This is a genomic window from Acidovorax sp. SUPP3434 (assembly GCF_030159015.1).
Taxonomy (GTDB): Bacteria; Pseudomonadota; Gammaproteobacteria; order Burkholderiales; family Burkholderiaceae_C; genus Paracidovorax.
In genome coordinates, this window is record NZ_BQXL01000002.1 from 267,321 (window position 1) to 288,897 (window position 21,577).

A 21,577-nucleotide genomic window follows, 5' to 3' on the forward strand; every position below is an offset into this window, starting at 1 on the left:
CGCGCGGCCGCAACCGAACGGACCCTTTCATGACAGCACTGGACATCATCATCATGGCGGCGGGCAAAGGCACGCGCATGAAAAGCCGCACCCCCAAGGTCCTGCAGCGCCTGGCGGGGCGCCCGCTGCTGCGCCACGTGCTGGACCAGGCGGCCAGCCTGCAGGCGCGGCGCGTGGTGGTGATCACCGGCCACGGGGCGGAGCAGGTGGAGGCCGCCGTCGCTGGCGGTTCGGGGGACCATTCCGGCGCCGGTTTCGAATTGAAGTTCGCCCGCCAGGAGCCGCAGCTCGGCACCGGCCATGCCGTGCAGCAGGCGATGCCCGAGCTGGCGGGCGACGGCACCGTGGTCGTGCTGTCGGGCGACGTGCCCCTGACCCAGGCCGCCACCTTGCACGCGCTGGTGGCGGCCTCGGCGCAGGAGCGGCTCGCGCTGCTGACCGTGACGCTGCCCGACCCGACCGGTTACGGCCGCATCGTGCGCGATGCCGCCGGTGCGGTGCAGGGCATCGTGGAGCACAAGGACGCGAGCGAGGCCCAGCGCGCCATCACCGAGGTGTACAGCGGCATCATGGCCGTGCCGGCGCAGCGGCTGGCCGGCTGGCTCGCCCGGCTGCGCAACGACAACGCCCAGGGCGAGTACTACCTGACCGACATCGTCGCGATGGCCGTGGCCGACGGGGTGCCCGTGGTGGCCCACCGCATCACCGACGCATTGCAGGTGGCGGGCGTGAACAGCCCGCTGCAACTGGCCGAGCTGGAGCGCGCGCACCAGGCCCGCCAGGCCGCGGCGCTTATGGAGCAGGGCGTGCGCCTGGCAGACCCGGCGCGCTTCGATCTGCGCGACGATGCCCGCATCGGGGTCCGGGGCCGGCTGGTCTGCGGGCAGGACGTGGAGATCGACGTGAACTGCATCTTCACCGGCCACGTGGAGCTGGGCGAGGGCGTGCAGATCGGTGCGCACTGCTGCATCGCCAACGCCACCATCGCGGCGGGCGCGGTGATCCACCCCTACACCCACATCGACGGCGAGAAAGCCGGCGTGCAGGTTGGCCCGGGCGCCCTCATCGGGCCTTTCGCCCGACTGCGCCCGGGTGCCCAACTGGGCCGCGAGGTGCACATCGGCAACTTCGTCGAAGTGAAGAACTCCACGCTGGCCGATGGCGCCAAGGCCAACCACCTGGCCTATCTGGGCGATGCCACGGTGGGCGAGCGCGTGAACTACGGCGCGGGCAGCATCACGGCCAATTACGACGGGGCCAACAAGTTCCGCACCGTCATCGAGGCCGACGTGCACATCGGCAGCAACAGCGTGTTGGTGGCGCCCGTCACCATCGGCGCTGGCGGCACGGTCGGCGGCGGCTCCACCATCACGAAAGACGCCCCACCGGGCGCGCTGAGCGTGGCGCGCGGCCGGCAGGTGATCATCGAGAACTGGAAGCGCCCCGCCAAGGTGCCCAAGGCCTGAGCCATGGATGGCCCCCGCAGCGATCTGCCGGATGCAGTGGGCCGCGTGCAGGCCGATGAGGTGGTGCGCCTGCGGGCGGAACTGGACGCGGCGCGGCAGGAGCAGGAGGCGTTCCTGCGGGCCGTGTCGCACGACCTGCGCGCGCCCGTGCGCCACATCCTCGCCTACGGCCGGCTGTTGCGGGAGACGGTTGCAGAGAGCAATGCCGATCCCGAGGCGATGCAGTTTCTGGACACCATCGCGCAGGCAGGCCAGCAGCTCGGCGGCATGATCGACGGGCTGATCCAGCTGGGGCGCATCGGCTCAGCCCCTGCTACGCCGGCCCCGGTCGCGCTGGGCCCGGTGCTGCAGAGCGCGGTGGCTGCGGCGCGGACTGCTGCCGCGGTAGCACCGTCACCCAAAAGCGGGGCAGCGAAAGCGCCTGCGTCTTCCGAAGAGGGCTCGGCCGGCGCCTGGATCGACGCCGTGCAATGGGATCTGCCCGCGGCCGAGGCCTGCCCCGTGCTGTGGGCGGACGCGGGCTGGCTGCAGGAGGTGCTGGTGGCATTGCTGGACAACGCCCTCAAGTTCTCGCGCGGTGCCCAGCCGCCACGCATCGCCGTGCAGGTGCGGCCGGCACCCGGCGAACGGGTGGACATCACGGTGCAGGACAACGGCGCCGGCTTTCCTGCCGCGCAGGCGGGGCAGCTGTTCCAGGTGTTCCAGCGGCTGCATCCGGCCAGCCAGTTCGAAGGCCTGGGCCTGGGGCTCGCGCGGTGCCGGCGCCTGGTGGCGCGCATGGGCGGCACCATCGGCATCAGTGCGGCGCCCCACCAGGGCTGCACGGTGTGCCTGCAATTGCCGGCCGCGGGGGCACCGGGGCCGGACGCCGCTGCCGGCTGACCGCGGCGATGGCCGCCGCGCCAGTCGGGCGGCTCATGGGGTGCGGGGAGCCAGGGTCTCCGGACGCACGCACGGCAGCTTCGGCTCGAACTTGCTGCGCTTGAGGCTGAAGAAGGCCTTCACGTTGCGCACGTTGCCGTCGCTGGAAAACAGGCGCTGGGCCAGGGTCAGATAGCCCGGGATGTCCTGCGCGTAGATCACCAGGATGAAATCCGGCCCCGGCGAGACGCGGTAGCACTGCTGCACCGCGGTTTCCGGCTGCATGCGCTGCTCGAAGGCTGCCAGGCGTTCGGTGTCCTGCCGGTCCAGCGTCACTTCCACGATCGCGGTGATGCCGTGGCCCAGGTGCCGCGCCAGGGCATCGGGCTGCACCAGGGCCACCTCCCGCTCGATCAGGCCCGCCTCGCGCAGGCGCTTGACCCGGCGAAGGCAGGTGGGAGGCGACACGCGAACCGCTGCGGCCAGGTCCTGGTTGCTGGTCGTGGCATCGTCTTGCAGGGCACTCAGCAGTTGAAGGTCGGTGTCGTCGAGAAATAATGGTTCCATGGGGCTAATTTTATGGAATTAAATTTCAATAAGTGTTTTATGAGAAATTTAATTCCAAAGATTGTTTGAATAATTTGTACATATTTCTTGACGCCCTGCCTACCATCGCCCATCCACATTCCTTTCAGGAGATCGTCCATGTGCGGCATCGTCGGCGCGGTATCCACGCGCAACATCGTTCCCATCCTCGTGCAGGGCCTGCAGCGCCTGGAGTACCGAGGCTATGACTCCTGCGGCGTGGCCATTCACGATGCCAGCCTGGGCGCCTCCCGCACGGGCGGCCTGCGCCGCGCCCGAAGCACGGCCCGCGTGGCCGAGTTGCTGGAGCAGGTGAACGCCGAGCAGGTCGAGGGGGCCACCGGCATCGCCCACACCCGCTGGGCCACGCACGGTGCCCCGGCGGTGCACAACGCCCATCCGCACTTCAGCCACGGCACGGGCACGGGCGATCCCACGGCGGATGAGCCGCTGCGCCTGGGCCGCGTGGCGCTGGTGCACAACGGCATCATCGAAAACCACGAAGAGCTGCGCGCCGCCCTGCAGGCACGTGGCTACACCTTCACCAGCCAGACGGACACCGAAGTGATCGCCCACCTGGTGGACAGCCACTACAGCGGCGACCTGTTCCAGGCCGTTCAGGCCGCCGTCACCCAGTTGCATGGCGCCTATGCCATCGCCGTCATCCACAAGGACGAACCCCACCGCGTGGTGGGTGCACGCGCTGGCTCGCCGCTCATCCTGGGCGTGGGGGAGGGCGAGCATTTCCTGGCCAGCGATGCCATGGCGCTCGCCGGCGTGACCGACCAGATCGTGTACCTGGAAGAGGGCGATCTGGTGGACCTGCAACTGGGCCGCTACTGGATCGTGGGCAAGGGCGGACAGCCGCTGGAGGCCCATCGGCGCCCGGTGCGCACCGTGCAGGCGCACAGTGGCGCCGCCGAGCTGGGCCCATACCGCCACTACATGCAAAAGGAGATCTTCGAGCAGCCCCGCGCCATTGCCGACACGCTGGAGGGCGTGCGCGGCATCGTGCCCGAGCTGTTCGACGGTGCGCCCGGCCCGGACGGCGAGCCCGGCGCCGCCGCCTGGCGCGTGTTCAAGGAGATCGACTCCGTGCTCATCCTGGCCTGCGGCACCAGCTACTACAGCGGCTGCGCGGCCAAATACTGGCTGGAGTCCATCGCCGGCATTCCCACCCAGGTGGAGGTGGCCAGCGAGTACCGCTATCGCACCAGCGTGCCGAACCCGCGCGCGCTGGTCGTCACCATCAGCCAGTCGGGCGAAACGGCCGACACGCTGGCTGCGCTGCGCCACGCGCAAAGCCTGGGCATGCTGCACACGCTCACCATCTGCAACGTGTCCACCAGCGCCATGGTGCGCGAATGCAAGCTGGCCTACATCACGCGTGCCGGCGTCGAGATCGGCGTGGCCTCGACCAAGGCCTTCACGACGCAGCTGGCGGGGCTGTTCCTGCTCACCCTCGCCATCGCGCAGTCGCGCGGCCGCCTGACCGACGACCAGGAGGCCGAGCACCTGAAAGCCATGCGCCACCTGCCCGTCGCGCTGCAGGCCGTGCTGGCGCTGGAGCCGCAGATCATCAGCTGGGCCGAGGACTTCGCGCGCATGGAAAACGCGCTCTTCCTGGGCCGCGGGCTGCACTACCCCATCGCGCTCGAAGGCGCCTTGAAGCTCAAGGAAATCAGCTACATCCATGCCGAGGCCTACCCGGCAGGGGAGCTCAAGCACGGACCCCTGGCCCTGGTGACCAGCGCCATGCCGATCGTGACCGTCGCCCCCAACGACGCGCTGCTGGAAAAGCTCAAGAGCAACATGCAGGAAGTGCGCGCGCGCGGCGGCGTGCTGTATGTGCTGGCCGATGGCGACACACGGATCGAAAGCGGCGAAGGCCTGCATGTGATCCGCATGCCCGAGCATTACGGCCCGCTGTCGCCGCTGCTGCACGTGGTGCCGCTGCAATTGCTGGCGTACCACACGGCTTGTGCCAGGGGGACGGACGTGGACAAGCCCCGCAATCTGGCCAAGAGCGTGACGGTGGAGTGAGTGCCTGTGGTGGCTCCCGCACTGCTGCGCGACAGTTGCACGCTCGGGCGCGAATCGCCTGCTTTTACAAATCAAGTAACGACCATCTCTGGCTAACGCACTCCACCATGGCCAAGGCCTAAGGTGGGGGCTCAGTTGCAGGTGCGGCTTTTGCCAGAAGAAATTCAATGCAGGTTCGCACGGCCCTCGTCTGGTGGCGGTTGGGTAGATACAGCAGGTACATGTGGGTGCCGAAGATGCTCAGGCGGTACTCGTCCAGCGTGGTCAGCACCTCACCGCTTTCCAGCTTGTCCTGCACCACGTAGTCCGGCACCAGGCCCACCCCCAGGCCGGCCAGGATGCCCTGGCGCAGGAAGGGGAAGTGCTCGGAGATCAGCGTGGGCTCCAGCATCACCTCATGCCGTTCGCTGCCCTGGTAGGCCGCCAAGCGCAGTTGCCGCCCGGTCACGCCGGCGGTGATCACGGGACTGGTGCGCAGGGCGTGCAGGGTGCGCGGCAGCCCGTGGCGATGCGCGTAGTCGAGAGAGGCGCAGGCCAGGTAGCGCACGGTGCCCAGGCTGCGAGCCACCAGTGACAGCGGCGGCTCCTGCACCACGCGGATGGCGATATCGACTTCGTCGCGCAGATTGTCGGCGCGGTTCTCGAACAGCACGTCCAGCACGATGCCCGGGTAAGTGCGCTTGAACTCGATCAGCCAGTCGCTCACCACGATCTGTCCATAGCCGCTGGGCACGCTGATGCCCACGCGGCCCTGCAAGCCCTGGCCCAGGGTGGTGATGGCTTCGCGCGCGGCCAGCATCTCGTTGTGGATGGTGCGTCCGTGCTGGTACAGGCGCAGGCCGATCTCCGTGGGCTCCACGCGGCGCGTGGTGCGCTGCACCAGCTGCACGCCCACGTCCTTCTCCAGCTTGGCGAGGTGGTAGCTCACGTTGGCGCGGGTCATCTTCAGCTTGCGAGCGGCCTGGCTCAGGTTACCGCTGTCGATGATCTCCACCAGCAGGGTCAGCGATTGGGAATCCATGTCTCAACAGTCATTGGTTTAAATCATTTGACAGTCTGTCAATGATTCATGGGATTGTTAGAAACCATTGTCGCCGTAAGAATGGATGCTGGACGTTCCAGATCCACAACAAAGGAGACAAACGCATGACCCGTGAGGCAGCGGCTTCCGTCGTTCAAACCCGTCAGCAAGGCGATGTGCTGGTGGTCGGCATCCACAATCCGCCCGTCAACGCCTTGGGCGCTGCCGTACGCCAGGGCCTGTTGGCTGCGGTGGCGCAGGCCGAAGCCAGCGCAGCGGTGAAGGCCGTGCTGATCGTGGGCGAGGGCAAGGCGTTCATCGCCGGTGCCGATATCCGTGAATTCGGCCAGCCTGCCGTGCCGCCGTCGCTGCCCGAAGTCTGTGCGCGGATCGAGGCGTGCACCAAGCCGGTCATTGCTGCCATCCATGGTGCTGCGCTGGGGGGCGGACTGGAGGTGGCGCTGGCGGCCCATTACCGCCTGGGCTTGCACAACGCTGCCGGTGGTGCGCAATTGGGCCTGCCCGAAGTGAACCTGGGCCTGCTGCCAGGCGCTGGAGGCACACAGCGTGCGCCGCGCCTGATGGGCGCCAAGGCCGCAGCCGAACTGATGCTGAGCGGCAAGCCCATGTCGGCACGGGCGGCGCTGGCCGCAGGCCTGTTGGACCAGTGCGTGGAGGGCTCCGACGCCACGGCCGCAGGCCTGGCCTTTGCCAACGCCTTGCTGGCGCAGAACGCTCCGGTGCGCCGCACGCGCGACCTGCCCATTCCCGACGCGGCTGCGGCGCTGGCCGACCTGGACGCGTTGGCAGTCGACACAGCCAAAAAGAGCCGAGGCTTGTTTTCACCTTTGAAGATCGTCGAATGCGTGCGCGCCGCAGTCGAGTTGGCGTTCGACGAGGGGCTGGCCAAGGAGCGCGCGCTGTTCGTGGAGTGCCTGAACAGCCCACAGCGCGCTGGCCTCATTCATGCGTTTTTTGCCGAGCGCGAGACTGCCAAGATCCCCGAGGCCCGGGCCGCAGCGCCGCGCACTGTCGATCGGATCGCCGTCATCGGGGGCGGCACCATGGGCGCGGGCATTGCGGTGTCTGCACTCGATGCCGGATTCTCGGTGGTGATGTTGGAGCGTGATGCCGAGGCCATTGCGCGCGGCCAGGCCAATGTGGAAAAAGTCTACGACGGCCTGATTGCCAAGGGTCGAATGAGCGAGGAGGACAAGGCCGCCATCCTGGCACGCTACGTGCCGACCACCCGCTATGAAGACATCCAGGCGGTGGACCTGGTGATCGAGGCCGTGTTCGAGGACATCGAGGTCAAGAAGGCCGTGTTCAAAGAGCTGGACCGCGTTTGCAAGCCCGGTGCGGTGCTGGCCACCAATACCTCGTACCTCGACATCGATGCCATTGCGGCGGCCACCTCGCGCCCGCAGGACGTGATCGGTCTGCACTTCTTCAGCCCGGCCAACATCATGAAGCTGCTGGAAATCGTGGTGCCGGCCCGAGTCGCCCCGGACGTGGTGACGACGGCCTTCGAACTGGCCAAGCGCATGAAGAAGACGCCGGTGCGCGCCGGCGTGTGCGACGGCTTCATCGGCAACCGCATCCTGGCCGTGTACAAGCAGGCCGCCGACTTCCTGATGGAAGACGGCGCTTCGCCCTATGAGATCGACGCCGCGTTGCGCGGCTTCGGCTACCCCATGGGCCCTTTCCAGGTGACCGACCTGGCGGGCGGCGACATTGGCTGGGCGACGCGCAAGCGCCGTGCCGCCACGCGCGACCCGAAGACCCGCTATGTGGAGATCGCCGACCGCATCTGCGAGCGCGGCTGGTTCGGCCAGAAGACGGGCCGGGGCTTTTATGTGTACCCGCAGGGCGCCCGCGCGGGCCAGCCCGACCCCGAGGTGCTGGCCATCGTCGATGCCGAGCGCGCCAGGAAAGGCATCACGCCGCGCAGCTTCACCTCGGAAGAGATCGTTCGCCGCTACATGGCCGCGATGGTCAACGAAGGCGCCAAGGTCGTAGACGAGGGCATCGCCCTGCGCCCGTTGGATGTGGACGTGACCTTCCTGTCGGGCTACGGTTTCCCGCGTTTTCGCGGTGGACCGATGAAGTACGCCGACATGGTGGGGTTGGACGCCATCCTGGCCGACATCCGCGAGTTCGCAAAAGAGGACCCGCTGTTCTGGCAGCCTGCGCCGTTGCTGGAAAGGCTGGTGGCCGAAGGCCGGAACTTCGACAGCCTGAACCAAGCTGCGGCAAAGGCCTGAGACGGGCGCTGTCGGTCGAATCAAAACAGAGAGCGTTTGCTGTTGAACTGTCGGCAGATTCAGATGCTTTTGGCGCTGAATCGTCCGTGGCGCCAGCGCAAGCCGCTACTGAAAATGCAGTGAACCACCCACCGAGACAAGAGAAAAACATGCGCGAAGCCGTCATCGTTTCCACCGCCCGCACGCCCCTGGCCAAGTCCCACCGCGGCGAGTTCAACGCCACCCCTGCGCCCCAGTTGGCGGCGTATTCGGTCAAGGCCGCCGTGGAGCGCGCGGGTATCGACCCGGGAATGATCGAGGATCTCATTCTGGGTTGCGGCAATCCCGAGGGCATGCAGGGCAAGAATCTGGGCCGCCAAACGGTGTTGCGGGCCGATCTGCCGCTGTCCATCGCTGGCACCACGGTCACGCGTTTCTGCGCTTCGGGTCTGCAGGCGCTGTCCATCGCTGCCGGCCGTATCGTGGCCGAAGGCGTGGATGCCATGATCGCTGGCGGGGTGGAAAGCATCTCGGGCGCGCGCGCCCTGGGCACTCCGGCCGACCTGGACCCCTGGCTGGTGGAGCGCAAGCCCGAGCTGTTCATGGCCATGATCGACACGGCCGACGTGGTGGCTCAGCGCTATGGCATCACGCGCGAGGACCAGGACGCCTTCTCGCTGCAGAGCCAGCAACGCACCGCCGCCGCGCAAGACAAGGGCGTGTTCGCCGAGGAAATCATTGCTTGCGCTGCACGCATGGCCGAGAAGAACAAAGACTCCGGGGAGGTCACCTACCGCGACGTGATCGCTACCCGGGACAACTGCAACCGCCCCGGCACCACGCTGGAGGGGCTGGCCAAACTTGAACCTGTCAGAGGCGAGGGCCACTTCGTGACAGCCGGCAATGCCTCGCAGCTGTCCGATGGATCCAGTGCCTGCGTGCTGATGGAAGCCAAGCAGGCCGAACGCCTGGGCCTGCAGCCCCTGGGCGCCTTTCGAGGTATGGCCGTGGCGGGCTGCGAACCGGACGAGATGGGCATCGGCCCGGTGTTCGCAGTGCCGAAGCTCCTGAAGCGCCATGGGCTCACGGTGGATGACATCGGGCTGTGGGAGCTGAACGAAGCCTTCGCCTCGCAGGCCCTGTACTGCCAGCGGCAACTGGGCATTCCCATGGAACGCCTGAACGTCAACGGGGGAGCCATCTCCATCGGCCATCCTTTCGGCATGACGGGCGCGCGCCTGGCTGGCCACATCCTGCTCGAAGGCCGGCGCCGCAAGGCGAAGTACGGCGTGGTGACCATGTGCATCGCTGGCGGCATGGGAGCGGCCGGCCTGTTCGAGATGTATTGATGCCCTGAATCGCTGTGCGCCGTCTCCCCGGCAGGGGCGAAAGGCGCTTGGTTCCAGGGACGACTGAGGAAATAGCAAATGGATCTCCAATTCACACCGCAGGAAGAAGCCTTCCGCACCGAAGTGCAGGCCTTCCTAAAGGCCGAGCTGCCGGTGCGCATCGCTGGCAAGGTCAAGGCCGGACAGCGACTGACCAAGGCCGACCAAGAGGAGTGGCACGCCATCCTGAACGCGCGCGGCTGGCTGGCCAACCACTGGCCCCAGGAGCACGGCGGCCCGGGCTGGAGCGCGGTCGAGAAGTTCATTTTCGATACCGAATGCGCGCTGGCCGGTGGCCCGCGCATCGTGCCGTTCGGCGTGAGCATGCTGGGCCCGGTGCTCATCAAGTACGGCAATGAAGCGCAGAAGCGTTACTGGCTGCCGCGCATCCTGAGCGGCGCCGACTGGTGGTGCCAGGGCTATTCCGAGCCCGGCGCGGGCTCGGACCTGGCCTCGGTCAAGACCATGGCGGTGCGGCAGGGCGACCATTACGTCGTCAACGGCCAGAAGACATGGACCACCCAGGGCCAGCACGCCAACATGATCTTCTGCCTGGTGCGCACCCAACGCGAAGCCAAGGCCCAAGCCGGCATCAGTTTCCTGCTGGTGGACATGAACAGTCCCGGCGTGGAGTTGCGCCCCATCCGCACGCTGGACGGCGATCACGAGGTCAACGAAGTCTTCTTCACTGACGTGAAGGTGCCGGTGGACCACTTGGTGGGCGAGGAGAACAAGGGCTGGACCTATGCCAAGTACCTGTTGACCTATGAGCGCACGGGCATCGCTGGCGTGGGCTTTTGCATCTCGGCCCTGGCCAAGCTCAAGATCATCGCTGCCAAGGTGCAAAAGAACGGCAGGCCCATCGACCAGGACCCGCTGTTCGCCGCGCGCATGGCCCGCGTCGAGATCGACCTGGAGAACATGAAGACCACCAACCTGCGTGTGATTGCCGCCGTGGCCGGCGGCGGGGTGCCGGGCGCGGAAAGCTCCATGCTCAAGATCCGCGGCACCGAGATCCGCCAGGAGATCCTCTCGCTGATCCGCCGCGCCATGGGCCCTTATGCCGCCCCTTTCATCGAGGAAGCGCAGTACGAGGGCTACACGCAAGCGCCGGTGGGCCCGCAGGAGGCTGCAACGGCCGCCGCCAACTACTTCAACTACCGCAAGCTGTCGATCTTCGGCGGCTCCAATGAAATCCAGAAGAACATCATCTCCAAGATGATTCTCGGCCTGTAGCCATGCAAGACCCCTTGAGTCGTTTGGCGCCTGCCCCTTGCGAGGAGACGGCCTGCGCGGTGGCTGCTTTCTGGCCCCATGGATTGAGAAAGAGTTTCCTATGAACTTCGTACACACCGAAGACCGCCGCATGCTGGCGGACAGCCTGAACCGCTTCATCGCCGCGCAGTACGGCATGGAGCGCCGCAACCAGTTCGCCTATGGCGACGAGGGCCACAGCCCCGCCCTGTATGCCCAGTTCGCAGAGCTGGGCGCCATCGGCGCTTTGTTCCCCGAAGCCGCAGGAGGCTTTGGCGGCGGAGGTTTCGACATCAGTGTGGTGTTCGAAGCCCTGGGCGGGGGCTTGGTGGCTGAGCCACTGCTGGGGGCCCTGGTCGTGGGCCAGGCGCTGATCGCGGCGGGCACCGAGGCGCAGAAAGCCAGGGTGCAAGACATTGCCGCCGGTGGTGTGGTCGCTGCCTTGGCCCACGACGAACCCGGCAGCCACTACGAGCTTTCCAATGTCTCGGCGACAGCTACCAAGACCGCCCAGGGCTGGGTGCTGAACGGTGCCAAGTCGGTGGTGGCATTTGGTGGAAAGGCCGATCTGCTGCTGGTTTCCACGCGCACGGCGGGCCGCCCGTTCGACCCCGCCGGCATCAGCCTGTTCCTGGTGGACGGCAGCGCGGTCGGCATTGCCAAGCGCAGCTACAGCCGTATCGACGGCGGCCGTGCAGCTGAACTGACGTTCACCGATGTGCAGCTTGGTTCCGAAGCGCTAGTGGGCCAGGAAGGGGAGGGCTACGCGCTGCTAGAGCTCGTGCAGGGCTATGCGCTGCTGGCACTGGCGGCCGAAGCCCTGGGTGCCATGGATGTGGCCAAGCAGAGCACTCTGGAGTACCTGCAGACGCGCAAGCAGTTCGGCGTGGCCATCGGCACCTTCCAGGCCCTGCAGCACCGCATGGCTGACCTGTTGCTGGAGGTGGAGCAGATGCGTTCGGCCGTCATCAACGCGGCCGACGCCATCGACAACGCGCGGGGCGGGGCGCGCGAACGCGCTTTGTCGGCTGCCAAGTACACCGCAGGCTATGTGGGCGCGCTGGTCGCGGAGGAAAGCATCCAGCTGCACGGCGGTATCGGCATGACCTGGGAGTTGCCCCTGTCGCACTACGCCAAGCGCCTGGTGCTGATCGACCATCAGTTCGGCGACGAAGACCACCACCTGGCCCGGTTCATCGCTCTGGGCGCGGCATCCGCTGATTCCCCGAAAGGACGGCCATGACAGAGACCACCCCGCCTTTGCTGCAGCGGCGCGATGGCGCCGTGCTGGTGCTGAGCAACAACAACACGGCTGCGCGCAATGCGCTGTCCCCCGCGTTCTACGCCGCACTGACACAGGCCTTGGTCGAGGCGCAGGCCGATCCTTCGGTGGGCGCTGTCGTGCTGACCGGAGAGGGCGGCCATTTCTGCGCGGGGGGCGACCTGAGGCAGTTGGCCAAACGGCATGAGTTGAGCGTCGAACAGCGACGCGAGAGGCTCGAAGGCCTGCACGACCTCATCCGCGCCGTGCGCGACTGCGAGAAGACCGTGATCGCTGCAGTGGAGGGCGCCGCCGCGGGTGCTGGCCTGTCCTTGGCCCTGGCGTGCGACATGCTGGTGGCGGCGCGCGATGCCGTGTTCTCCGTGGCCTATGTGAAGGTCGGCCTCACTCCCGACGGCGGTGCGACGGCGTTCCTGGCCGAGTTCGTTTCACGCCAGGTGCTGACCGAGTTGTGCCTGACGGGCGAGCGTCTGTCGGGCGAACGCCTGCATGCCCTGGGTGCCGTCAACCGCTTGGCCGAACCGGGCGAGGCTCTGGCGGGTGCTGTGGCACTGGCCGCCAGCGTGGCGGACGGTCCGCACCGGGCGATGGCACGCATCAAGGCCTTGTGCCGTACTGCGCCCCATGCGTCGCTGGAGGAGCAGCTGGAAAGTGAAGCCCGCTTCATGGTGATGTCGCAAGCGACCGAAGAGTCGCGCGAGGGCATCGGTGCGTTCCTGGAAAAGCGCACGCCGGACTTCGCACCGCTGCGCGGTGCGGACTGACGCACGCATGCCCACTACGACCAACACAGGAGACAACACCATGACCGCCCCAGACCCGTCGCAGGACATCGATTTTCCGCTGGAAGGCGTGCGCGTGCTCGATCTTTCGCGCGTGTTCGCCGGGCCGCTGTGCGGCCAGGTGCTGGCCGATTTCGGCGCCGAGGTCATCAAGGTCGAGCACCCGGGCCGCGGCGATGACACGCGCGACTGGGGCTTGCGCATCGGCAAGACCGAGACCACTTACTACAACAGCATGAACCGCAACAAGCGGTCCATTACGCTGGATCTGCAAAGCCCCGAGGGCCTGCAGATCATCCGTGACCTGCTGCCGCAGTTCGACGTCGTCATCCACAATTTCAAAACCGGTGGGGCCGAGAAGCTGGGCCTGGGCTACGAGCAGTTGAAGGCGCTGCGGCCCGGCCTGATCTATTGCGCGGTGGCTGGCTACGACAGCAGCGGCCCGGAGGCCAAACGCCCTGGCTACGACCTGGTGATCCAGGGCGAGGCGGGCCTGATGGCGCTCAACGGCGAGGCCACGCAGCCACCGCTGAAATTCGGCGTGGCTGTGGTGGACCTGATGACCGGCATGTACGCTGCGCAGGCGGTGCTGGCGGCGCTGTTTCGCCGGGAGCGCACTGGGCACGGCCGGCTCATCGAAATGGCTTTGTACGACTGCGGGATCATGGTCACAGGCTACTACGGCCTCGACGCCATGCAGCTGGGCCGAGATCCGGAGCGCTACGGCAATGCGCACCCGTCCATCGTTCCCTACGGCATGTACGACGCGGCCGATGGTCCGTTGATCATCGCCGTAGGCAACAACGCGCAGTTCGACAAGTTCTGCCGCCAGGTCATCGAGCGGCCCGACATCGTGGAAGACCCGCGCTTTTCCACCAACGTGAACCGGGCCAGGAACCGCGTGGAACTGGGTCCCTTGCTGAAGGCACTGATCCATGCCTTCCCGCGCGATCTGCTGCTGGAGCGCCTCACGGCCGCCGGTATTCCCTGCGGCCGTGTGGCGGGGCTGCATGAGGCGCTGACCAGCGAAAGAACGCGCCGCAGCGGCCTGCTGCGCGACATGCCGCACCCCGTGGTCGGAACCACGCCCGTCTTTGCACCTCCCTACCGCATGGACGGCCAGCGCCTGCCCATTCGCAGCGCGCCGCCCACGCTGGGCGAGGGCACACGCGAGGTGCTGCACCGCCTGCTCTCGATGAGCGACGCCGAACTGCAGCAACTGCAGCAGCGCGGCGTGCTGACCCTGCCGGACGATTCGCCACCGGCCTGAAGGCCGTCCATTTCACCGCTCGGTCCCTTGCGAAAACACCGCATCAGACGGTGCATTGGGCCGTTTTCATCCCTTGACGACGATCGCACTGATCCAGGAGACAACGCTATGGGAATCCAATACAACCGCCGCAACCTGCTGCAGGGGCTGGCCGCGCTGGGGGGCTCCAGCCTGCTCGGCCAGGCTGCAGCGCAAACCGCCAAAGCAGCCTGGCCGACCAAGCCCATCCGGCTGATCGTGCCGTTCAACGCCGGGGGGGCGACGGACATCATCGCCCGCACGGTGGGCGAAGCGCTGGCAAAACGCGTGGGCCAGCCCGTGGTAGTGGACAACCGGGGTGGTGCCGCCGGCATCCTGGGTACCGACGCAGTCGCCAAGGCCGCACCGGACGGGCACACCCTGCTGGTATCGCTCAGCACATCGATGCTGATCAACCAGTTTCTGTACACCAAGCTGCCCTACGACCCGCAGAAGGACATCACGCCCATCACCCAGATCGCGGCAGCGCCCGTCACGCTGGTGGTGCACCCGTCGGTGCCCGCGAGCAATATGAAAGAGTTGCTGGCCTACGTGAAGGCCCACAAGGGCAAGCTCTCGTACGGTTCCTGGGGCGTGGGTTCCTACGCGCACCTGGCTGGGGCCTATATGAGCAAGACGATGGACGCCGATATGACCCACGTGGCTTACAAGGGCGAGGCGCCCATGATTCAGGAGCTGATCGGCGGCCAGCTGCAGCTGTGCTTCTCCAGTGCGCTGAACACCAAGCCCTTCATTGATGCGGGCCGCCTGAAGGCCATCGGCGTGACGGGCAAGCAGCGCATGGACATTCTGCCCATGCTGCCCTCCATCTACGAGCAGGGGGTGTCGGACGATGCGTATGCCATCTTCGGCTGGGTGGCTATGGGTGCCCCTGCCGGACTGCCCAAAGAGATCGTGGACCAGCTCTACGGCCATCTGCGCGAGATCGCCAAGGACCCGAAGGTGCTGGAGCGAACCGTGGGGGCCGGCTTCATGCCCCTGATGAACAGCCCGGAGGCCTTTCGCGAGAACTACCAGCGCGACATGCCTGTCTGGAAGGCTTTGGTCGATGAAGCTGGCGCCAAGCTCGACTGAAACCTGGCGGCCGCGGCTCAGCAACGAGTCAGTGGCTGCCCCTGCAATGACTGACCGATGGATTGACGGGAAACACCATGCCTATGCCTCACAAAACGTTCTTTGCTTGCACGCGCCGGAACACCCTTCTGGCGCTGGCCGCCGCCCCCTGGCTTTTCGGGAGCGCCAGCGCGCAGCAAGCGGCGGCCGTCTGGCCCACCAAGATGATCAAGCTGGTGGTGCCTTTTCCGGCAGGGGGGCCCACGGACACGGCTTCGCGCATCGTCGGGCAGAAGCTGGCCGACCGGTTGAAGCAGTCCGTGGTGGTGGACAACCGTCCGGGTGCCTCGGGCTCCATCGCCGCTTCCCAGGTGGCCAAGGCCGACCCGGATGGCTACACCTTCATGATGCTGGCCACTCCGACCTTGCTGGCCCCGCATCTCTACAAGAAGCTGAGTTACGACACGGTGAAGGATTTCACCCCCGTCGCCACGGTCTATGACCTGCCCATCGTGGTGGTGGTCAACCCGGCGCAGTTGCCGGACGTGACCGACCTGCGCACGCTCATCGCCCACGCCAAGGCGCAGAAGACGCCGCTCAACTACACCAGTTCCGGGACCGGCAGCTTTGGCCACCTCAGCATGGAGTTGCTCAAGCAGATGGGCCATTTCGACATGCAGCATGTGCCCTACAAGGGCGGCGTTCCTGCCATCACCGACACCATCGGCGGCCAGGTGCCCATCATGTATGCCGACCTGGTCGCTGCACTTCCGCATATCCAGGCCGGCAAGCTGCGGGCCATCGCCGTGGGCTCGCCCCAGCGGGTAAGCATGCTGCCGGATGTGGCAACCATCGCCGAGCAAGGCTTCAAGGGTTACGACGCCGTGTCCTGGGGCGGACTGCTGGCACCACCCGGTACGCCGAAACTGGTGGTGGACCGAGTGGCGAACGAGGTCAAGCAGATCCTGGCCGAAAAGGAGACGCAGGAGAAGCTGCTGCACGCCGGCGCCATCGCGCATTTCGAAGACCCCGCGCAAATGGGCAAGCATGTTCAGCAAGACTATGCCAAATGGGGCCAGCTGATCCGAGACAAGGGCATTGCCTCGGAGTGACCCCCGTTCAGTAATCCATCGGCCGCTTCATGCGTGAAGCCCATGCCCGTCTGCGAGCGCCTGGCTGGGCCGGCCTGCCGAGCGCTTCATCAACCCATCCTTTGCACAGGAAAGAACACTGCCATGAAAATTCTGGTTCCCGTCAAGCGCGTGGTGGACTACAACGTGAAGGTCCGAGTGAAGTCGGACAACACGGGTGTGGACATCGCGAACGTGAAGATGAGCATGAACCCCTTTGACGAGATCGCCGTCGAGGAGGCCGTGCGCCTGAAGGAAAAGGGCGTGGTGACCGAAGTCATCGCCGTCTCCTGCGGCGTCGCGCAGTGCCAGGAAACGCTGCGCACCGCGATGGCCATCGGTGCCGACCGTGCCATCCTGGTGGAGACCACCGAAGAACTGCAGCCCCTGGCCGTGGCCAAGATCCTGAAGGCGCTGGTGGACAAGGAGCAGCCCCAGCTCATCATCCTGGGCAAGCAGGCCATCGACGACGATGCCAACCAGACCGGGCAGATGCTCGCCGCGCTCGCCGACCTGCCGCAGGCCACCTTCGCCTCCAAGGTGGAAGTGAGCGGCGACAAGGTCAACGTCACGCGCGAAGTCGATGGCGGGCTGGAGACCATCTCCCTCACGCTGCCGGCCGTGGTCACCACCGACCTGCGCCTGAACGAGCCGCGCTACGTCACCTTGCCCAACATCATGAAGGCCAAGAAAAAGCAGCTCGATACCGTCAAGCCCGAAGACCTGGGCGTCGATGTCAAGCCACGTCTGAAGACCCTGAAGGTCTCCGAACCGCCGAAGCGCGGCGCCGGCATCAAGGTGCCCGACGTGGCCGCCCTGGTGGACAAGCTCAAGAACGAAGCAAAGGTGATCTGAACATGACAGCCCTCGTAATTGCCGAACACGACAACGCCAGCATCAAGCCCTCCACCCTGAACACCGTGACGGCCGCCGTGGCCTGCGGTGGCGACGTGCACGTGCTGGTGGCGGGCAACGGCGCCGATGCCGCCGCCCAGGCCGCCGCGCAGATCGCCGGCGTCAGCAAGGTCATCCTGGCCGATGGCGCGAGCCTCAAGGACGGCCTGGCCGAGAACGTCGCCGCCCAGGTGCTCGCCATCGCCGCCAACTACAGCCACATCCTGTTCCCCGCCACCGCGGGCGGCAAGAACGTGGCCCCCCGCGTGGCCGCCAAGCTCGATGTCGCGCAGATCTCGGACATCACCAAGGTCGACAGCCCCGACACCTTCGAGCGCCCCATCTACGCCGGCAACGCCATCGCCACCGTGCAAAGCAGCGATGCGACCAAGGTCATCACCGTGCGCACCACCGGCTTCGATGCCGCAGCCGCCACGGGTGGCTCCGCCGCTGTCGAGAAGGCTGACGCCGCCGCCGATTCCGGCAAGAGCAGCTTCGTGGGCCGCGAAGTGACCAAGAGCGACCGCCCCGAGCTCACCGCCGCCAAGATCATCGTTTCGGGTGGGCGGGCGCTGGGCAGCAGCGAGAAGTTCAACGAAGTGATGACGCCCCTGGCGGACAAGCTGGGTGCGGCGATCGGCGCGAGCCGCGCGGCGGTGGATGCGGGCTACGCGCCCAACGACCTGCAGGTGGGGCAGACGGGCAAGATCGTGGCGCCGCAGCTGTACATCGCGGCGGGCATCTCGGGCGCGATCCAGCATCTGGCGGGCATGAAGGACTCCAAGGTGATCGTGGCGATCAACAAGGACCCGGAGGCGCCGATCTTCAGCGTGGCCGACTACGGCCTGGAGGCCGACCTGTTCACGGCCGTGCCGGAACTGGTGGACCGGCTCTGATCCATGGACCAGAGCCACACGCCATGCCCGTGTGCCGGTCATTTCCCCTGATTCCTGGAGATAGGAGACACACATGCACACATTCCTTCGCCGCCGCCAACTGTTGCTCGCCGCCACGGCGGGTTTCGCCGGAGCGGCTGTCAGCGCGCCGGCCTTGGCCAGCGTCCCCTGGCCGAGCAAGCCGATCCGGATCGTGGTTCCTTACACTGCGGGCGGTTTCACCGACCAGATGGCGCGCTTGCTGCAGGTGGGCTTGCAACAGCGCTTGGGCCAGCCGGTGATCGTGGACAACAAGCCGGGCGCCAACAGCATCATCGGCGTGGACGCCGTGGCCAAGGCCGCGCCGGACGGCTACACCTTTGGCGTGTTCATCGCCGCCTATGCCGCCAACACCACGCTGTATCCCAAGCTGCCGTATGACCCGAAGAAGGATTTGGTGGGCGTGTCGCTGATGGGGGTGTCGCCCCTGGTGGTCGCCGTAGCGATGAATGCGCCCTTCAAGACGACGGCCGAACTGGTGGCCTATGCGCGCTCCAACCCAGGCAAGCTGAGCTTCGCGTCGTCTGGCAACGGATCTGCCGCCCACCTCACCTCCGAGCTGATGCGCCTGATCACCAAGACCGAGATGGTGCACATCCCGTACAAAGGTGCTTCACCCGCGCTGGCAGACCTTATGGGTGGGCAGGTACCGCTGTTCCTGGATCCACCGCCCAACCTGATCCAGCCAGCCAAGGCCGGAAAGATTCGACTCATCGGGGTGGCCAGCGAAAAGCGCCTTCCTGCCTTGCCCGATGTCCCGACCTTTGCCGAGCAGGGCTACCCTGGCCTGGTGGGCAGTACCTGGGCCGCGATGCTCGCGCCTTCCGGCGTGCCCCGCGAAATCGTGCAGCGCATGTCCGAAGAAGTGGCGCGCATCATCCGCAGCCCCGAAGTGACGCAGCGGCTGGAGCAGACCATGGGGACGTTCGCTGAAGGCTCCACCCCCCAGGAATGCGATGCCTTCATCGCGTCGGAAACGGTCAAATGGGCCAAAGTGATTCAGGAGGCGCGGGTCACGCTGGATTGACGCGGGGGCGAGGGCGGGGTTTCCACCCCGTCGGCGCAGGCGGCACCTGCCGCCGCTCCTCATGAAACTTCGCACCCCCTTGATCAGCCACTGGACCTGTGCCATGGCCGGGTGAGCAAATGAAGAATGATCTGCTCCAGCAAACGCATGGGCGCCAAAGTACGAGAGTGGAAGGTGATCCTTGGTACCAGTTACTCGGCTTTCGCACCGGACACCCGCACCTGCTCGGCAGCCAATGGCATCTGCTGCTGCACGAAGCTCCAGAATTCATCGACGCCCATTGGCTTGACGGGCAGCGAACCCTGGTCCAGGAACTGCTTTTGCACCTCGGGATTGCGCAGGGCGGTAGCGAGCGCAGCATTGAGTTTGTCCAACGCTGCACGCGGTGTACCTGCCGGCGCGACCAGTCCGTACCAGGAGTCGGTATGGAAACCCTTCACCCCGGATTCCTCGAACGTCGGTACGTCGGGTAGCGCTGGCAGGCGCTGTCGAGCGGCCACCGCGAGCGGGCGCAGCTTGCCTGAGCGGATGAATGACATTGCGCCCGTCGTCAAAACGAAATCCACGCGGCCAGCCATCAGGTCGGTCATCGCCGGGGCCGTTCCCTTGTAAGGGATGTGGGTCACGTCGGCGCCAGTGATCTTCTTGAAGTTGGCGCCAGCCAGATGCTGACTGGACCCGACGCCGCCTGATCCGTAATTGAGCTTGCCTGGTCGGGCTTGAGCGGCCTTGAGCAAGTCCGCAACCGAGAGAAACGGCGAATCGGTCGGTACCAGCAGCACGCTGGGAGATGTCGTAATCATGCCGATGGGTGAGAAGTCTTTCATCGGGTCATGGTTGAGCTTTGGGTACAGCGCAGAATTCAGACCGTGCGATGCCACCGTCGCCAGCATGATGGTGCTGCCATCCGGCTTCGCGCGTGCAGTCGCATCGCTGCCGATGTTGCCCCCAGCGCCCCCCTTGTTGTCGATGACGATGGATTGGCCCAGTGCCTCGGACATGCGGACGGCCGTGAGCCGTGCCACGTTGTCGGAGGGGCCTCCGGCAGGCCAGCCCACGATCATGGTGATGGGGCCGACTGGTAGAGCGCCCTGGGCCATGGCGTGGATGTGAGGTAGCAGCACAACAGCCAAGGCAAGTGTGGAGAAGAAGGTACGGCGATTCAGTATGTTCATGGTGTGCGTTCATCGAGGAGCCTGCAGGCCAGCGGGGAACCTATTGAGTGGCGAGGTCTTCAAGGGTGTTCCGGAACGGAAGGAGCGGCGCGTGTGCCTCGGCAGGCATACTGGCCGCGCTTCACGGTCTGTCCTGCCAGGGCATTTCTGCCCAGAGTTTGCGGAAGTTGGCTTCAGTGGCTTCGAGTTCGGCCGCATAAGCCGCTGGCGCCAGGTATCGCAAAGGTGCGTACATGGCTTCGGCCTGCTGCTTGAACGCAGGGTCCGCGGCGATGGTGGCAATCGCATCGACCAGTTTCTTGCGGATCGCCTCCGATAAGCCCTTGGGAGCCGCCAGGCCACGCAGCGAGGCCAACTCAATGGCAATGCCTTGCTCTTTGAAGGTCGGCACTTGTGGCGCCAGGGATGAACGCTCAGCTGACATTTGACCCAGCAGTCGGATCGGGGTGCCACCCTTCTGATATGCCAGTACCTCCCCGACGTTGATGGCGCCAATCACAATCTGCTGGCCCGTGGCCGCGGCACGCACCTCGCCAGCGCCTTTGTAAGGCACATGCATGAGCTTGGTTCCCGTAGCGCGTTCGAACAGCAGCATCGCCAGGTGGTCATCCGATCCAGTGCCTGTCGTGCCAACGGTCACGGCGCCAGGGTGCGCCTTGGAATAGGCCGCCAGGCCCGCCAGCGTGGTGATGTTGTTTGTGTTGTGTATGGCGAAGCCGCCCGGGTCGTCCACCAGATTGCCGAGCAGGTCGTACTGGCTCCAGTGGAAGCTGCTCTTGCGTTCAATCGGGATGGTCAACACGTTGGGCGTGTTGATAAAGCCGATGGTGTAGCCATCAGGCTTCGCGCGTGCCAGCTCACCGAAGCCGATGCCACCTCCTGCGCCAGGACGGTTGAGCACCACGACACTGCCTTCGAGTTGCTTTTCCAGGTGCCGTGCCAGCAGCCGGGCGACAAGGTCGGTACCTCCACCAGGACCGTAGGCCACAATCAGCTCGATGGGTTTGGACGGGTACGGCGCGGCGGGCTGCGCTGCTGAGGGCAGCGCAAATGCAGTCGCTGCCAGGCCGGCGCACAGCGTGCGACGGGTCCATTGTTTGTTCATGCTTGTCTCCGTGATGTTTGCCCG

General features: G+C 66.0%; 18 protein-coding genes. 14 read left to right on the plus strand and 4 right to left on the minus strand.

Annotation, left to right across the window (positions count from 1 at the left end):
• Positions 1–29 precede the first annotated feature (29 nt).
• Together glmU and AVKW3434_RS05085 are read left to right on the plus strand one after the other, a co-directional pair.
• Positions 30–1,466 (plus strand): bifunctional UDP-N-acetylglucosamine diphosphorylase/glucosamine-1-phosphate N-acetyltransferase GlmU, encoded by a 1,437-nt coding sequence (gene glmU, locus AVKW3434_RS05080; RefSeq protein ID WP_284404982.1) that lies wholly within the window; start codon positions 30–32, stop codon positions 1,464–1,466.
• Between the two features lie 3 nt (positions 1,467–1,469).
• The gene (locus tag AVKW3434_RS05085) at positions 1,470–2,348 is read left to right on the plus strand and encodes a sensor histidine kinase (protein ID WP_284404983.1); all 879 of its coding nucleotides are present in this window, start codon (positions 1,470–1,472) and stop codon (positions 2,346–2,348) included.
• Positions 2,349–2,381: 33 nt separating this feature from the next.
• Here the strand turns inward: AVKW3434_RS05085 and AVKW3434_RS05090 are convergent, their stop codons facing one another.
• Positions 2,382–2,894 carry an Lrp/AsnC family transcriptional regulator gene (locus AVKW3434_RS05090; protein WP_284398353.1) on the minus strand — a complete coding sequence of 171 codons (513 nt, stop codon included), beginning with the start codon at positions 2,892–2,894 and terminating at the stop codon, positions 2,382–2,384.
• 138 nt (positions 2,895–3,032) lie between these two features.
• Between AVKW3434_RS05090 and glmS the strand changes: the two genes are divergently transcribed.
• Positions 3,033–4,955, plus strand: coding sequence for a glutamine--fructose-6-phosphate transaminase (isomerizing) (glmS, locus tag AVKW3434_RS05095; RefSeq protein WP_284404984.1), 1,923 nt, complete (start codon positions 3,033–3,035; stop codon positions 4,953–4,955).
• A 118-nt stretch (positions 4,956–5,073) separates the two neighbouring features.
• Here glmS and AVKW3434_RS05100 read toward each other — a convergent pair whose 3' ends face one another.
• The gene (locus AVKW3434_RS05100; protein ID WP_284404985.1) at positions 5,074–5,976 is read right to left on the minus strand and encodes a LysR family transcriptional regulator; all 903 of its coding nucleotides are present in this window, start codon (positions 5,974–5,976) and stop codon (positions 5,074–5,076) included.
• Between the two features lie 125 nt (positions 5,977–6,101).
• Between AVKW3434_RS05100 and AVKW3434_RS05105 the strand changes: the two genes are divergently transcribed.
• From AVKW3434_RS05105 to AVKW3434_RS05155, 11 genes are all read left to right on the plus strand, one after another.
• The gene (locus AVKW3434_RS05105) at positions 6,102–8,240 is read left to right on the plus strand and encodes a 3-hydroxyacyl-CoA dehydrogenase NAD-binding domain-containing protein (protein ID WP_284404986.1); all 2,139 of its coding nucleotides are present in this window, start codon (positions 6,102–6,104) and stop codon (positions 8,238–8,240) included.
• A gap of 149 nt (positions 8,241–8,389) precedes the next feature.
• The gene (locus AVKW3434_RS05110) at positions 8,390–9,568 is read left to right on the plus strand and encodes an acetyl-CoA C-acyltransferase (protein WP_284404987.1); all 1,179 of its coding nucleotides are present in this window, start codon (positions 8,390–8,392) and stop codon (positions 9,566–9,568) included.
• Between the two features lie 78 nt (positions 9,569–9,646).
• On the plus strand, positions 9,647–10,843 hold the full coding sequence (locus tag AVKW3434_RS05115; RefSeq protein WP_284404988.1) for an acyl-CoA dehydrogenase family protein: 1,197 nt from the start codon (positions 9,647–9,649) through the stop codon (positions 10,841–10,843).
• A gap of 100 nt (positions 10,844–10,943) precedes the next feature.
• The gene (locus AVKW3434_RS05120) at positions 10,944–12,104 is read left to right on the plus strand and encodes an acyl-CoA dehydrogenase family protein (RefSeq protein ID WP_284404989.1); all 1,161 of its coding nucleotides are present in this window, start codon (positions 10,944–10,946) and stop codon (positions 12,102–12,104) included.
• The gene (locus AVKW3434_RS05125; RefSeq protein ID WP_284404990.1) at positions 12,101–12,907 is read left to right on the plus strand and encodes an oxepin-CoA hydrolase, alternative type; all 807 of its coding nucleotides are present in this window, start codon (positions 12,101–12,103) and stop codon (positions 12,905–12,907) included. The genes AVKW3434_RS05120 and AVKW3434_RS05125 overlap by 4 nt, the downstream gene beginning before the upstream one ends.
• 40 nt (positions 12,908–12,947) lie before the next feature.
• Entirely contained in the window at positions 12,948–14,195 is a 1,248-nt protein-coding gene (locus AVKW3434_RS05130; protein WP_284404991.1) for a CaiB/BaiF CoA transferase family protein, read from the plus strand.
• 108 nt (positions 14,196–14,303) lie between these two features.
• Positions 14,304–15,308 carry a Bug family tripartite tricarboxylate transporter substrate binding protein gene (locus tag AVKW3434_RS05135; RefSeq protein WP_284404992.1) on the plus strand — a complete coding sequence of 335 codons (1,005 nt, stop codon included), beginning with the start codon at positions 14,304–14,306 and terminating at the stop codon, positions 15,306–15,308.
• Between the two features lie 77 nt (positions 15,309–15,385).
• Positions 15,386–16,399, plus strand: a complete 1,014-nt coding sequence (locus tag AVKW3434_RS05140; protein WP_284404993.1) for a tripartite tricarboxylate transporter substrate binding protein — start codon at positions 15,386–15,388, stop codon at positions 16,397–16,399.
• 123 nt (positions 16,400–16,522) lie between these two features.
• On the plus strand, positions 16,523–17,272 hold the full coding sequence (locus AVKW3434_RS05145) for an electron transfer flavoprotein subunit beta/FixA family protein (protein WP_284404994.1): 750 nt from the start codon (positions 16,523–16,525) through the stop codon (positions 17,270–17,272).
• 2 nt (positions 17,273–17,274) lie between these two features.
• A complete protein-coding gene (locus tag AVKW3434_RS05150) occupies positions 17,275–18,207 on the plus strand; it encodes an electron transfer flavoprotein subunit alpha/FixB family protein (RefSeq protein ID WP_284404995.1) in 933 nt (310 codons plus the stop codon).
• A 73-nt stretch (positions 18,208–18,280) separates the two neighbouring features.
• Positions 18,281–19,273 carry a tripartite tricarboxylate transporter substrate binding protein gene (locus AVKW3434_RS05155; RefSeq protein ID WP_284404996.1) on the plus strand — a complete coding sequence of 331 codons (993 nt, stop codon included), beginning with the start codon at positions 18,281–18,283 and terminating at the stop codon, positions 19,271–19,273.
• Between the two features lie 191 nt (positions 19,274–19,464).
• Here the strand turns inward: AVKW3434_RS05155 and AVKW3434_RS05160 are convergent, their stop codons facing one another.
• Together AVKW3434_RS05160 and AVKW3434_RS05165 are read right to left on the minus strand one after the other, a co-directional pair.
• On the minus strand, positions 19,465–20,448 hold the full coding sequence (locus tag AVKW3434_RS05160) for a Bug family tripartite tricarboxylate transporter substrate binding protein (protein ID WP_284402977.1): 984 nt from the start codon (positions 20,446–20,448) through the stop codon (positions 19,465–19,467).
• Between the two features lie 121 nt (positions 20,449–20,569).
• Positions 20,570–21,553, minus strand: coding sequence for a Bug family tripartite tricarboxylate transporter substrate binding protein (locus tag AVKW3434_RS05165; protein ID WP_284404997.1), 984 nt, complete (start codon positions 21,551–21,553; stop codon positions 20,570–20,572).
• Positions 21,554–21,577: the final 24 nt, after the last annotated feature.

Excerpts from the sequence above, each read along its gene's own strand:
- glmU (WP_284404982.1), top strand. The coding sequence starts at position 30 with ATGACAGCACTGGACATCATCATCATGGCGGCGGGCAAAGGCACGCGC.
- AVKW3434_RS05085 (WP_284404983.1), top strand. The coding sequence starts at position 1,470 with ATGGATGGCCCCCGCAGCGATCTGCCGGATGCAGTGGGCCGCGTGCAG.
- AVKW3434_RS05090 (WP_284398353.1), bottom strand. The coding sequence starts at position 2,894 with ATGGAACCATTATTTCTCGACGACACCGACCTTCAACTGCTGAGTGCC.
- glmS (WP_284404984.1), top strand. The coding sequence starts at position 3,033 with ATGTGCGGCATCGTCGGCGCGGTATCCACGCGCAACATCGTTCCCATC.
- AVKW3434_RS05100 (WP_284404985.1), bottom strand. The coding sequence starts at position 5,976 with ATGGATTCCCAATCGCTGACCCTGCTGGTGGAGATCATCGACAGCGGT.
- AVKW3434_RS05105 (WP_284404986.1), top strand. The coding sequence starts at position 6,102 with ATGACCCGTGAGGCAGCGGCTTCCGTCGTTCAAACCCGTCAGCAAGGC.
- AVKW3434_RS05110 (WP_284404987.1), top strand. The coding sequence starts at position 8,390 with ATGCGCGAAGCCGTCATCGTTTCCACCGCCCGCACGCCCCTGGCCAAG.
- AVKW3434_RS05115 (WP_284404988.1), top strand. The coding sequence starts at position 9,647 with ATGGATCTCCAATTCACACCGCAGGAAGAAGCCTTCCGCACCGAAGTG.
- AVKW3434_RS05120 (WP_284404989.1), top strand. The coding sequence starts at position 10,944 with ATGAACTTCGTACACACCGAAGACCGCCGCATGCTGGCGGACAGCCTG.
- AVKW3434_RS05125 (WP_284404990.1), top strand. The coding sequence starts at position 12,101 with ATGACAGAGACCACCCCGCCTTTGCTGCAGCGGCGCGATGGCGCCGTG.
- AVKW3434_RS05130 (WP_284404991.1), top strand. The coding sequence starts at position 12,948 with ATGACCGCCCCAGACCCGTCGCAGGACATCGATTTTCCGCTGGAAGGC.
- AVKW3434_RS05135 (WP_284404992.1), top strand. The coding sequence starts at position 14,304 with ATGGGAATCCAATACAACCGCCGCAACCTGCTGCAGGGGCTGGCCGCG.
- AVKW3434_RS05140 (WP_284404993.1), top strand. The coding sequence starts at position 15,386 with ATGCCTATGCCTCACAAAACGTTCTTTGCTTGCACGCGCCGGAACACC.
- AVKW3434_RS05145 (WP_284404994.1), top strand. The coding sequence starts at position 16,523 with ATGAAAATTCTGGTTCCCGTCAAGCGCGTGGTGGACTACAACGTGAAG.
- AVKW3434_RS05150 (WP_284404995.1), top strand. The coding sequence starts at position 17,275 with ATGACAGCCCTCGTAATTGCCGAACACGACAACGCCAGCATCAAGCCC.
- AVKW3434_RS05155 (WP_284404996.1), top strand. The coding sequence starts at position 18,281 with ATGCACACATTCCTTCGCCGCCGCCAACTGTTGCTCGCCGCCACGGCG.
- AVKW3434_RS05160 (WP_284402977.1), bottom strand. The coding sequence starts at position 20,448 with ATGAACATACTGAATCGCCGTACCTTCTTCTCCACACTTGCCTTGGCT.
- AVKW3434_RS05165 (WP_284404997.1), bottom strand. The coding sequence starts at position 21,553 with ATGAACAAACAATGGACCCGTCGCACGCTGTGCGCCGGCCTGGCAGCG.